Here is a 10,981-nt window from a genome sequence, read left to right as displayed (position 1 = left end):
GCGCCGGCGGTGAACTCGCGCCGAATGCACGTCGGGCCCGGCACAACCTGTTTCAAGCGCCTGATCCGCGGGTTAACGTCACCCTATGGCGCCAGACACTAAAACCACTGCCCAACATTTGCGCGATGCCTTGGACGGGCGGTGGCGCGACGTGAAGAACCGGATGCGGGCCACGATGACCGAGGACCTGTTCCGCCCGCACTACACGCCCAACACCGTGATCGCGCGCGCCAAGGTGGCCGAGCAAATGCGGATCATGGCGGCGTTCGGCGCGGCCGCCGACAACTTCCGCAAGGAGCACGGCGGTACCGGCGACGTGGGTGCGGCGATCACGATGATCGAGATGCTGGCGATGTCGGACCTGTCGCTGATGGTGAAGGCCGGAGTGCAATGGGGGTTGTTCGGCGGCGCCGTCGAGAACCTCGGCACCGAGCGCCACCACGAGGCCTACGTAAAGACGATCATCAGCCTCGAGTTGCGCGGCTGCTTCGCGATGACCGAGACCGGACACGGCAGCGACGTTCAGTCGCTGGAGACGACCGCGACGTACGACCCGGAGACCGAGGAGTTCGTCGTCAACTCCCCCACGCCGACCGCCCGCAAGGACTACATCGGCGGCGCGGCCGAGACCGCAACCATGGCAGCGGTTTTCGCACAACTGATCACCACCGAGAACGGCGAGCCGGTCAACCACGGAGTGCACTGCGTTTTGGTCCCGATCCGCGACGCGGACGGCAACGACCTTCCCGGGGTGACAACGTCGGACTGCGAGTACAAGGGCGGGCTGCCCGGCGTCGACAACGGCCGCATCGTGTTCGACAACGTCCGCGTGCCGCGGGTGAACCTGCTCAACAAGTACGGCGACGTCGCACCCGACGGCACCTACAGCTCGCCGATCGAGAACCCCAACCGCAGGTTTTTCACGATGCTGGGCACGCTCATTCGCGGCCGGATCACCGTGGGCGGCAGCGCGGCCGCCGCCGGCCGGGTCGCGTTGGACATCGCGACGCGATACGCGTTGCAGCGCAGGCAATTCAGCGCGCCCGACGAGGACACCGAAGTGCTGATCATGGACTACCTGGTGCACCAGCGCCGGCTGTTCCCGTTGATCGCGCGGTCGTACGCGCTGCAGTTCGCGCAGAACGAGCTGGTGAGCAAATGCCACGACCTGCAGACCGCCGACTCCCCGGACGCCGACGAGCAGCGCGAGCTGGAGGCCCGCGCCGCCGGGCTCAAGGCGGCCAACACCTGGCACGCGACGCGCGCCATCCAGGAGGCCCGCGAGGCGTGCGGCGGAGCGGGTTACATGGCCGAGAACCGGCTGATCGGGCTGCGCGGCGATACCGACGTGTTCACCACCTTCGAGGGCGACAACCACGTGCTCACGCAATTGGTGGCCAAGGAGCTGCTGACGGCGTACGCCGACGACATCCGCAGCATGAGCCCGGTCGAGTGGGTTCGCTTCGCCGCCAACACCGTTGGCGAACGCGTCCTGAAACGCACCGCGGCGGAGACGATCATCCAGACGATCGTCGACACCCGCCAGGACAGCGAGGAAGAGGGCAGCCTGTTCAACCGCGGCACCCAGATCAAGATGTTCGAGGACCGCGAAGAGTACCTGCTGGCGTCGGTGGCACGCCGGCTCCAGGCCAAGTCCAAGGAGATGCCGCAATTCGACGCGTTCAACGCGGTGCAGGATCACGTGCTGCACGCGGCGAGCGCCCACATCGACCGGATTGTGTTGGAAGCCTTCGTCGCCGGGATCGACGCGTGCGAGGACGAGCAGGCCCGCGAGGTGCTGGGGATCGTCTGCGACCTGTATGCGCTGTCGGTGATCGAGGACGACAAGGCCTGGTACATCGAGCACCGCTACCTGTCCACCGAACGGGCCAAGGCCGTCACCCGCGGCATCAACGACCGCTGCCGGGCCCTGCGCCCATACGCCGAGACGCTGATCGACGGGTTCGGTATCCCCGAGCCGCTGCGCTACGCCGAGATGCTGCACCCCGAGAACCTGCCGGCCTGAGATCCCGCCGGGGCATCGACATTGGCTGTGCCCCAGCGCTATTGGTGAGGGATCTTGCCCAGCGGTTGCAGCTTGCCGTCTGAACCGATGCGGAACTTCACCGTGCCGATGCCCTTGGGGCAACAGGGCTCTTCGTTGCCGACCCGCCACTGGTACTGGACGGTCACGGTGTCGTCGCCGCCGGGCAGCACGGTGATGTAGGGCTTCGGGTTCGGCGTGGCCGGGCCCAGCCGCCTGTCATGGTCGAAGAACAACAACTGCTGGGGCGTCGACTCGCTGGCGATGGTGGGGATGATCTGCACCCAATACAGGCGGCAGTTTTTGGTGTGCCCGCGGGCGATCTCGACCCAACTCGATCGCGGCACCTCCACCGGCACCGACGCGATGGCCCGGCGCACCGTGTCGGACGTCGGCCCGTCGGATTGCTTGCAGGTATCGGCTTGCGAGGCAGGTGGCGTCGTCGATTTGCCGCCGCAGGCGGGGGCCAACAAAATCAGCACAATCACAAACAAGCGACGCACATTGTGAGCTTAACGAAAACTGTGAATGTGCCATTTGTTTCGTCGGAAGGCCATTTTCGAGCGGCGAATCGGCAGACCCCGCCGGTAACGTGGACGAGGTCGCGGATCGGCGTTGACCTGCGATTACCCGTTTTGGCTTACGCACCCTCGGGACGCTCACACAGCGCTTAGCGGCCGGTGAGAGCAAGCCGTAAAACGGCGGAAACATCGGACGCCCGGTGCCGAAACATCCCGGTCGCACCATTTGGTGTCGTGGGCCCGTGCGCGCTGGAGGGAGGTAAGCAGGCGTGGCCAAGACGCCTCATGGCGCCCGCGAGGGAACCGTGAATAGCCTGTGCGCCTACTGCGGCGTCGGTTGTGGCATGGTGCTGCAGATCACAAGGGCCCCGGAGAGCGATCGCGATCACGTCGCGAAAACCGTTGGAGATAAAAGCCACCCGGCCAACTTCGGCCGGCTGTGCACCAAGGGCGCGACCACCGCGGACCTGCTGGCCGCGCCCGGGCGGATGGATTCGGCGTATCTGCGCGCCGACCGGGGCGAGGAGCCCGAGCCGATCGACATGGACGACGCCATCGCCCGGTGCGCCCAGCGGTTGCGAGCCATCGTCGACGAACACGGCCCGGACGCGTTCGCGATGTACGTGTCCGGCCAGCTGTCGCTCGAGGCCCAGTACCTGGCCAACAAGCTGACCAAAGGGTTCATCGGAACCAACCAGATCGAGGCGAACTCGCGACTGTGCATGGCCAGCGCCGGTTCCGGCTACAAACTTTCGCTGGGCGCCGACGGACCACCCGGGTCGTACCAGGACTTCGACCACGCCGACGTCTTCTTCGTCATCGGCGCCAACATGGCCGACTGCCACCCGATCCTGTATCTGCGCATGATGGATCGCGTCAAGGCGGGCGCCAAGCTCATCGTCGTCGACCCGCGCCGCACCGCGACCGCGGAGAAGGCGGACCTGTTCCTGCAGATCGCACCCGGCACGGATCTGGCCCTGCTGAACGGGCTGCTGCACCTGATCGTCGAAAATGGCCACACCGACGACGAATTCATCGCCCAGTTCACCGAGGGCTGGGAGGCCATGCCCGGCTTTTTGAAGCAGTTCACCCCCGACAAGGTCGGCGAAATCACCGGCCTTGCAGCCGAAGACATCCGCACCACCGCCCGCTGGATCGGCGAAGCCGCGAACTGGATGAGCTGCTGGACGATGGGGCTCAACCAGAGCACCCACGGCACCTGGAACACCAACGCGATCTGCAACCTGCACCTGGCGACCGGCGCCATCTGCAGGCCCGGCAGCGGCCCCTTCTCGCTGACCGGCCAACCCAATGCGATGGGCGGTCGCGAAATGGGTTACATGGGACCGGGTCTGCCCGGCCAGCGCTCGCTGACGTCGGCCGCCGACCGCGAGTTCGTCGAAGACCACTGGGGCATCCCCCGCGGGTCGCTGCGCACCGAGGTCGGGACCGGCACCATCGACATGTTCTCCCGGATGGCCGCGGGGCAGATCAAGGCGTGCTGGATCGTCTGCACCAATCCCATTGCCACCGTGGCCAATCGGAAGACCGTGCTGGCCGGACTGGAGAAGGCCGAGCTGGTGATCAGCCAGGACGCCTTCACCGAGACCGAGACCAACGAATACGCCGACGTGTTGCTGCCCGCCGCCTTGTGGACCGAGTCCGAAGGGGTGATGGTCAACTCCGAGCGCAACCTGACGCTGTTCCAGCCCGCCGTCGAGGCGCCCGGACAGGCGCTGCCCGACTGGCAGATCATCGCCCGGATCGCCTGCGCGATGGGCTATTCGGACGCCTTCAGCTACGAATCCGCCGAGGAGGTCTTCGAGGAGATCAAGCGGTTCTGGAACCCCGACACCGGCTACGACCTGCGCGGGGCCAGCTACGACCGGCTGCGCCGGACTCCGCTGCAGTGGCCGTGCCCGCCCGAAGGCGGCTGCGACCGCAACCCGATTCGGTATTTGAACGACGGCGTCAGCCAGCGGCGGCTGGTCCGCGAGGACGGTACCGTGCCGCGGCTGGCCTTCCCGACGCCGAGCGGCCGTGCGATGTTCTTCGCGCGCCCGCACCTGCTGCCCGAGGAAATGCCCGACGACGACTACCCGTTCCTGCTCAACACCGGGCGTGTGCCGCACCAATGGCACACGATGACCAAGACGGGCAAGGTGGCCAAGCTCAACAAGCTCAACCCCGGGCCCTTCGTCGAAATCCACCCCGACGACGCGGCGCGGCTGCAGATCTCCGACGACGATCCGGTGGAGATCGCGTCCCGCCGCGGCCGCGCGGTGCTGCCGGCGGTGGTCACCGACCGGGTGCGCCCCGGTGACTGCTTCGCGCCGTTCCACTGGAACGACGTCTTCGGCGAGTACCTGTCGATCAACGCCGTCACCAACGACGCCGTCGACCCGATCTCGTATCAAGTGGAATTCAAGGCGTGCGCGGTCACCCTGACGAAGGTCGGTGTGGGCAAAGCGGATTCGACGCCCGACGAGCCGGAGCACCAACACCGCGGGGACGGCGAGGCGATCAGCCTCGCGCCCGTCGACGCCTTCGCCCGGCTCGTCGGCATCGGCAACGAGCCGGCGCCCGAAATCGGCCCGCTGGGCCGCTCGTATTTGTCCGGGTTGATCACCGGGCTGCGGTCCGAGGCGGGCCGACGCGCGGCCGGCGTGCCCACGCTGCCCCAGAACGCCCCGTTCGACTCGGCCACCCGGCTGTGGGTCGACGGCCTGCTGGCGGGATTGTTCTCGCGCGTCGACGCGCCCGCGTCGACGGCCGCCGCGGAGGAGGCCGCGTCCACGACACCGGACGCCAGCCAGGCGCCCGAGCGGGCGCCGGTCGTGGTGCTGTGGGCCTCGCAGACCGGCAACGCCGAAGAGCTGGCCGCCGCCATCGCCGCGCGGCTGGGCGAGAACGGCGTGCCGGTCGCGCTGCACGCGATGGACGACTTCCCGCCGGCCGAGCTGACCACCACGCGGGAGCTGCTGCTGATCACCAGCACCACCGGCGACGGCGAGCCGCCGGACAACGGAGCCAGGCTCTGGCGCGCGCTGACCTCCGACGGCGCACCGCGTTTCACCGAAACCCGCTACGCCGTCCTGGCGCTGGGCGATTCGAACTACGACGACTTCTGCGGCCACGGGCGCAAACTCGACGAACGCCTGGCGCAGCTGGGGGCGACCCGCATCGTCGACCGCGTCGACTGCGAACCGGACTACGACGACGCGGCGGACGCCTGGTTGCGGGGCGTCATGCGGGCGCTGGCCCGCGAGTCGGCGCCGGCGGGCCGGGACCGCGGGGCGCCTTCGGCTACTTCCGCGGTTGCCGCGCCGTCCCGGCGGCCCAGCGAACCCGCGGCGGTGGGCTACACCAAGAAGCATCCGCTGATCACCGACATGGCCCGCAACATCAAGCTGGGCCGACCGCAGTCGGCAAAGGACGTGCGGCAGTTGGTCTTCCGGCTGCCGCAGGACACGATCAACTACGAGGCCGGTGACGCGCTGGGGGTGTGGCCCCGCAACAGCGACCGGCTGGTCGACGAGTGGCTGGCGGTGACCGGCCTGGACGGGCAGACCCCGGTCGAGGTCGGCGAACACGGGCTGATGTCGCTGCGCTCGGCGCTCACCGAACGCATCGAGATCGCCCACATCAGCCGGGACCTGGTGCGGTTCGTGCAGGAGCGCACCGGCGATCCGGAACTCGCCGAGCTGCTGAAGCCGGAAAACAGGACCGCCCTTAGTGATTGGGCGTGGGGGCGCCAGTCCATCGACCTGCTGGCCCAGCTGCCCGTCCACGCGTCGGCCCACGAGTGGCTGCGGGTCCTCAAACGCCTTCAGCCGCGGCTCTACTCGATATCGTCGAGCCCCAAGGTGTGCCCGGGGGAGGTTCACCTGACCGTCTCGCCGGTGCGCTACAACTTCCAGGGCGTGCCACGGCGCGGGGTGTGCTCGACCTACCTTGCCGACCGCTCCCCCGGCGATCGCGTCGCCGTCTATCTGCAGGCGTCGAGCAACTTCCGTCCCCCCAGCGATCCGGACACCCCGATGATCATGGTCGGGCCCGGCACCGGCATCGCGCCCTTCCGGGGCTTTCTGCAGGAGCGCCGCGCGCTCGGCCACACCGGCCCCAACTGGCTGTTCTTCGGCGAGCAGCACGCCGAGACCGACTACTACTACCGCGACGAGCTCGAGCAGATGCGCAGCGACGGGTTCCTCACCGAGCTGGACCTGGCGTTCTCCCGCGACCAGCGCGAGAAGGTCTACGTGCAGCACCTGATGCGCAAACGCGGCGCCGAGCTGTGGCGCTGGCTGCAGGACGGCGCACAGCTGTATGTCTGCGGCAACGCCAACCCCATGGCCAAGGACGTCGACCGCGCGCTCTGCGACATCGCGGCCGAACACGGCAACCTCGATCCGGACGAGGCGAAGGCCTACGTCCAGTCGCTCAGCGCCGACAAGCGGTATCACCGCGACGTCTACTAGGCACTTTCGCGGGCGGCGGGGCACGCCGTAATGCGGCCGAAACATCGCACACCCGCAGCCGAAACATCGCTGCCGCACCATTCACTCATCAGGTCGCGCATCCGAAGGAGTGACGTGGGCGTGGCTCGCGAGTGTGAGGGAACCGACGGGCTCATGAAGACGGTCTGCCCCCGGCGTTGCCGGCGGCGGTACGCCGACGCCCAGGGCCCCGGGCACGTCGATTGGGCGGGGCTACCCGTCAACCTGGACCTGGCGTTCTCCTCGGAAAAGCGCGACAAGGTCTACCTGCAGCACCTGATCCGCAAACAGGGCAGCCAGTTAGCGCGATTGCTGCAGGGCGCGGCGCAGGTGTGCGCCTGCGAGGGCGCGGCGGACGAGGAACGCGTCGACACCGACGCGGCCCGATCCGTGGCCAGCCACTAGCGACGGCGCTGTCCAAGTTGCCTTAGAACCGCGGCTCGGCACCGGGCGCCCACGCGGTGTTGTCTCGGCTGGGGTGACGCCACGGCGAGCCGGGCTTCGGCAGCTCTTCAAGGTGCGTTCACCGGCATCGGCGTTACGGTTGCTCTATGACCGATCCCCACGCGCCGCGGATCCCGGCGGCGTTGGCCGTGCCGAGCCTGAACCGCGGAGTCGGATTCACTCACGAACAGCGGCGGCGGCTCGGGTTGACCGGCCGGCTTCCCCCGGCGGTGCTCACCCTCGATCAGCAGGCCGACCGGGTGTGGCATCAATTGCAAAGCCTGGCAACCGATCTGGGCCGCAACCTGCTCCTCGAGCAGCTGCATTACCGCCATGAGCTGCTGTACTTCAAAGTTTTGGAAGACCACCTGCCCGAGCTGATGCCGGTCGTCTACACGCCCACCGTGGGTGAGGCCATTCAACGCTTCTCCGACGAATACCGTGGGCAGCGGGGGCTGTTCTTAAGCATCGACGAGCCCGACGAGATCGCCGAGGCGTTCGAAACCTTCGCCCTCGAACCGGACGACGTGGACCTGATCGTGTGCACCGACGCCGAAGCGATCCTCGGCATCGGCGACTGGGGTGTCGGCGGCATCCAGATCGCCGTGGGCAAGTTGGCCCTCTACCGCCGGCGGCGGCATCGATCCCCGGCGGTGCATCGCGGTGGTGCTGGACGTCGGCACCGACAACGAACAACTGCTGCAGGATCCGTTCTACCTGGGCAACCGCCACGCCCGGCGCCGCGGTGCCGAGTACGACGCCTTCATCAAGCGCTACATCGAGACCGCCCACCGGCTATTCCCGCGAGCCATCTTGCATTTCGAGGACTTCGGGGCCGTCAACGCCCGGAACATCCTGCGGACCTACGGCGACGATTACTGCATCTTCAACGACGACATCCAGGGCACCGGCGCGGTGGTGGTGGCCGCCGTGTACGGCGGGTGCCATGTCACCGGCGTCCCGCTGCGCGACCAAAAGCTGATCGTCTTCGGCGCCGGCACCGCCGGCATCGGGATCGCCGACCAAATCTGCGACGCGATGGTGGCCGACGGTGCCACCGACGAGCAAGCCCGGTCGCAGATCTGGCCGATCGACAAGCAGGGGCTGCTGTTCGACGACATGGACGACCTGCGTGAGTTCCAGGTGCCGTACGCGAAAAACCGCCACCAGCTCGGTGTGGCCGCCGGGGATCGGGTGGGGCTGGTGGACGCGATCAAGCTCGCGTCACCCACGATCCTGCTGGGCTCCTCAGCGGTGTTCGGCGCGTTCACCCAAGAGGTCGTGCAGGCGATGGTCGCGTCCTGCGAACGGCCGATGATCTTCCCGCTGTCCAATCCGACCTCCCGCATGGAGGCCATGCCGGCCGACGTGCTGCAGTGGTCCGGCGGCAAGGCGCTCATCACGACCGGCACCCCGGTCGCGCCCGTCGAATACGACGGCACCCTCTTCACCATCGGCCAGGCCAACAACGTGCTCGTTTTCCCCGGGATCGGGCTGGGCGTCATCGCCGCCCGGGCCCGTACGATCACCCCCGGCATGCTGCAAGGGGCGGCGAAAGCCATTGTCGCCCAGGCTAGTCCGGCCAGCCCCGGGGATTCGCTGCTGCCCGACGTGCAGAACCTGCGGGAGATCTCGACGGCGGTCGCCGAGGCCGTCTATCACGCGGCCGTCGAAGACGGGGTGGCCACCACGACGCACGACGACGTCGCCCAGGCCGTGGCCGACACCATGTGGGCGCCGGTCTACGACTGACGTGCTACCGCGTGGGCGGGTCCGGCTGCCCGTAGACGGCGACCACGACGGTGCGGTCCAGGCTGTTGTTCGACCAGACCCCTATCGCGGTGTTGGCGCAGTCGCGGATGATCGCCATGTCGTCGGGGTTGTAATACCACTGGTTGACCAGCTCTAGGCTGCTGATCGATACCGCGGGGTTGATCGCCACCGTCTCGGCGGCCTTGCCGCGGAAGCCGGCGGCGTTGGCACGGTCCTGCGGCGTCGATCCGTCGGATCCGATGTCGTCGTTGACGTTTCGGTTGTTGATCATGTCCTCGGCGTGCCACTCGGCGGCCAGCGTCAGCGCGTTGTTCCTGACGACGTCGTTCGTGCAGCCCGCCTGGTGCTGCAGCGTGTAGACGGCGGAGACGACCGCGCTGTTGAGCCGCTTGTTGTCGGCATGCGCGGCCGGCGCCGGCGACGACCCCGCCGCCGCCGCAGCGATCGCCGCCGCGGCGGCCACCCGGGTGCTGCGGCGTCGCATCACACCGGGTCGAAACGCGAGACCAGCCAGCGCCCGTTGACCTTGTCCAAGGTCACCCGGACGACGGGCTGGGTGTCGGTGGGCGCGCCGTCGCCGACGGTCACGGTCTGGTCGACGAACAACATGACGACGGCGTGGTTGGTGGTCGCCGAAACCGGTGCGGCGGCATTCACTTTGGCCGATGCCGAGATGTGCTTTTCCTTCGCGCCGGGGATGACGACCTGGCGGGTCAGCTCGGTGTAGGCGTCCTTGAAATCACCGGTCAGCCTTTCGCGCGCGGCGGCGAGGTCCTTGTCCACCGAGTCGGCCTTGTAGGACAACAGCACGACCGTGTCCTCCCCGGCGACCCGCACGGATTCGGACCGCGCACGGTCAACCTCGCCGGCCGAGCCGGCCGCCCACTTGAAGTAGCCGGCCGCCAGCGCCAGCAACAACGCGATCGCCGGCAACACCCCGTAGGCAAGCGCCCGCGACCACGCGATCGGTCGCCGCCTTGTGGCTTCGGGCGCGGCGTGGGGCGCCGGGTCGGCCTCGGCGGCGTCCGAGTCGTGTTGTGCCACCGCATTTTCGGCCTCGGCCGCCGCTTCCGCGTCGGCGTCGACGGCCGTTTCGGTGTCGTCCCTGAGTGTCGTCATGGCACGAACACCACGTTCGACACCTTGGCGTCCGCGCCGACCGACCGGACCTCGATCCGCATCCGCCATTCCCGCGGCGCCTCCTCCCCACCGGCGGTGCGGGACTTGACGGCGACCGCCACCAGCACCTGCGCCGAGTCACCGCGCTGCGATTCCAGGCCCGCGTCGGTGACGGTGCCTTCGGATTTGGACTGCGCAGCCTTGACGACGTCGACGAACGGCTTGGACCGTTGCGCGAAGTCGTCGCGGAAGGCGCCGGTCGACAAATCGAGGATCCGTTGGACGTCGGAGTCGGCCTCGGTGTAGTTGATGGTGGTGAGGTTCACCGCGCCCTGGCGGGCGACCTGAACGAACAGGTCCCGCTTGGCGTTTGCGACGTGCTCTTGGTAGGCGCGGTAGCCCAGCCAGCCCGCCAGTCCGGCCAGGCTGGCGACGACCACGGCGCTGGCGACCAGCGGCCGTGCCGCGCGCGGGAGCCGAGGGGTCACCCGGCGCCGCCAGCGTGCCGGCCGGTTTTCGGATCCGCTTTCGGCCGTGTCGGGGGTTTGGGCGTCTTCAGCCTGTTCGGCCATCGTGCTCCTTCG

At 68.2% G+C, this 10,981-nt stretch carries 7 protein-coding genes and 1 pseudogene; 4 read left to right on the top strand and 4 right to left on the bottom strand.

Annotated features, from left to right (window positions below):
• Positions 1–85 precede the first annotated feature (85 nt).
• A complete protein-coding gene (locus AWC19_RS21485; RefSeq protein WP_085080042.1) occupies positions 86–2,026 on the top strand; it encodes an acyl-CoA dehydrogenase family protein in 1,941 nt (646 codons plus the stop codon).
• 38 nt (positions 2,027–2,064) lie between these two features.
• Here the strand turns inward: AWC19_RS21485 and AWC19_RS21480 are convergent, their stop codons facing one another.
• Complete coding sequence (locus AWC19_RS21480) at positions 2,065–2,532, bottom strand: LppP/LprE family lipoprotein (protein ID WP_085080096.1); 468 nt, start codon at positions 2,530–2,532, stop codon at positions 2,065–2,067.
• A gap of 377 nt (positions 2,533–2,909) precedes the next feature.
• Between AWC19_RS21480 and AWC19_RS21475 the strand changes: the two genes are divergently transcribed.
• The 3 genes and pseudogenes from AWC19_RS21475 (at position 2,910) to AWC19_RS21465 (ending at position 9,257) form a co-directional block, all read left to right on the top strand.
• Complete coding sequence (locus AWC19_RS21475) at positions 2,910–7,043, top strand: bifunctional nitrate reductase/sulfite reductase flavoprotein subunit alpha (protein ID WP_245849217.1); 4,134 nt, start codon at positions 2,910–2,912, stop codon at positions 7,041–7,043.
• A gap of 120 nt (positions 7,044–7,163) precedes the next feature.
• Positions 7,164–7,466: a hypothetical protein gene (locus AWC19_RS21470; protein WP_245849214.1), complete on the top strand. Its 303-nt coding sequence runs from the start codon at positions 7,164–7,166 to the stop codon at positions 7,464–7,466.
• Positions 7,467–7,612: 146 nt separating this feature from the next.
• Positions 7,613–9,257: pseudogene (locus AWC19_RS21465) on the top strand (NAD-dependent malic enzyme).
• A gap of 4 nt (positions 9,258–9,261) precedes the next feature.
• On the opposite strand, the gene AWC19_RS21460 reads toward AWC19_RS21465, so the two are convergent.
• Genes AWC19_RS21460 through AWC19_RS21450 form a run of 3 tightly spaced genes read right to left on the bottom strand, consistent with a single transcriptional unit; the run spans position 9,262 to position 10,969 of the window.
• Positions 9,262–9,762 (bottom strand): CAP domain-containing protein, encoded by a 501-nt coding sequence (locus tag AWC19_RS21460; RefSeq protein ID WP_085080040.1) that lies wholly within the window; start codon positions 9,760–9,762, stop codon positions 9,262–9,264.
• Positions 9,762–10,397 carry a hypothetical protein gene (locus AWC19_RS21455; protein WP_142281333.1) on the bottom strand — a complete coding sequence of 212 codons (636 nt, stop codon included), beginning with the start codon at positions 10,395–10,397 and terminating at the stop codon, positions 9,762–9,764. The genes AWC19_RS21460 and AWC19_RS21455 overlap by 1 nt, the downstream gene beginning before the upstream one ends.
• A complete protein-coding gene (locus AWC19_RS21450; protein WP_085080039.1) occupies positions 10,394–10,969 on the bottom strand; it encodes an Mce protein in 576 nt (191 codons plus the stop codon). Before AWC19_RS21450 ends, AWC19_RS21455 begins: the two co-directional genes overlap by 4 nt.
• Between the last annotated feature and the right edge of the window lie 12 nt (positions 10,970–10,981).

Origin of the sequence: Mycobacterium palustre (genome assembly GCF_002101785.1) — a bacterium.
Taxonomy (GTDB): Bacteria; Actinomycetota; Actinomycetes; order Mycobacteriales; family Mycobacteriaceae; genus Mycobacterium; species Mycobacterium palustre.
The sequence above is the reverse complement of the archived record's forward strand: the minus strand, read 5'-3'. Positions and strand labels throughout refer to the sequence as shown.